Annotated in this window: 2 protein-coding genes; both read left to right on the top strand. The window is 64.6% G+C overall.

Annotated elements, in window-relative coordinates; all coding sequences use genetic code 11:
- The coding region (locus EN925_RS36560) for an ABC transporter permease subunit (RefSeq protein WP_128337401.1) at window positions 1–384 on the top strand (384 nt) is incomplete at its 5' end.
- Window position 385: 1 nt separating this feature from the next.
- Complete coding sequence (locus EN925_RS36555; protein ID WP_127369846.1) at window positions 386–1,186, top strand: ABC transporter permease; 801 nt, start codon at window positions 386–388, stop codon at window positions 1,184–1,186.
- Window positions 1,187–1,222 lie beyond the last annotated feature (36 nt).

Below are 1,222 nucleotides of genomic sequence, written 5' to 3'. Positions count from 1 at the left end.
GTGTACATCATGCTGCCCTTCATGATTCTGCCGCTGGTCGGCACTTTACGCGCCATCGACCCTATGACGCTGCGCGCGGCCGCCCTTTGCGGCGCAAGCCCGTCCGAGGCCTTCCGCCGCATCCTTTTGCCGCTGTCGCTTCCCGGCATCGCCGCCGGAGGGCTGATGGTCTTCGTCATGTCGCTTGGCTACTTCGTCACGCCTGCCCTGCTTGGCGGCACATCGAACATGATGCTGGCCGAGATGATCGCCCAGACGGTGCAGTCGCTGCTCAACTGGGGGCTTGGAAGTGCGTCCGCCTTCGTCCTGCTTGTCGTCACCATGGCGCTCTACGCGATCCAGCTTCGCCTGGTCGGCGCCAGGCGCGCCGGCGGAGGGCTCTGACATGCTGCTCGACTATGACCGGCTCGGATGGCTGCGCGTGGCACTTGTCGGCTTCACGGCGGCAGTCGCGGCTTTCCTGTTGCTGCCGGTGGTCTTCATCGTGCTCCTGTCGTTCGGCTCGTCGCGCTGGCTCGCCTTCCCGCCGCCCGGCTGGACGCTGAAATGGTACCAGCAGTTGCTGGTTGATCCGACCTGGATCGATGCCGCGCTGACCAGTGTCCGGATTGCCGCCATGGCCGCCATCCTCGCCGTCGTCATCGGCCTGTTCGCCTCCTTCAGCCTGGTCAGGGGTGAGTTTCGCGGACGCCAGGTCCTGCGCGGCTTGCTGTTGATGCCGATGGTGCTGCCGGTCGTCGTGTTCGCCATCGCCATCTACGCCTTCTTCCTGCGCATCGGCCTTGCCGGCACCACGGTCGGCTTCGTCATCGCCCACACCATCCTGGCGCTGCCTTTCGCCATTATCCCGATCACTGCGGCGCTAGAGGGTTTCGACAAATCCATCGAGGACGCGGCCATAGTCTGCGGCGCCAGCCCGCTGCAGGCACGGTTGAGGATCACCTTGCCGTCGATCAGGATCGGCATCTTCTCCGCGGCGATCTTCTCTTTCCTGGCCTCATGGGACGAGGTCGTGGTGGCGATCTTCATGGCAAGCCCGGCCTTGCAGACCTTGCCGGTCAAGATCTGGGGCAGCCTGCGCGCCGACCTCAGCCCGGTCGTCGCCGCCGCCTCCAGCCTGCTTGTCGGCCTGACCTTGTGCCTGATGATCGTGACCGCACTCCTTCGCAGGAAAATGTCAAGATGACCCGGCCATTCCTGTCCATACGCGCGGTGAGAAAGA

The organism is Mesorhizobium sp. M7A.F.Ca.US.006.04.2.1 (assembly GCF_004022915.1).
In the GTDB taxonomy this organism is placed as follows: domain Bacteria; phylum Pseudomonadota; class Alphaproteobacteria; order Rhizobiales; family Rhizobiaceae; genus Mesorhizobium; species Mesorhizobium ciceri.
The sequence above is the reverse complement of the archived record's forward strand: the minus strand, read 5'-3'. Positions and strand labels throughout refer to the sequence as shown.

Excerpts from the sequence above, each read along its gene's own strand:
- EN925_RS36555 (WP_127369846.1), top strand. The coding sequence starts at position 386 with ATGCTGCTCGACTATGACCGGCTCGGATGGCTGCGCGTGGCACTTGTC.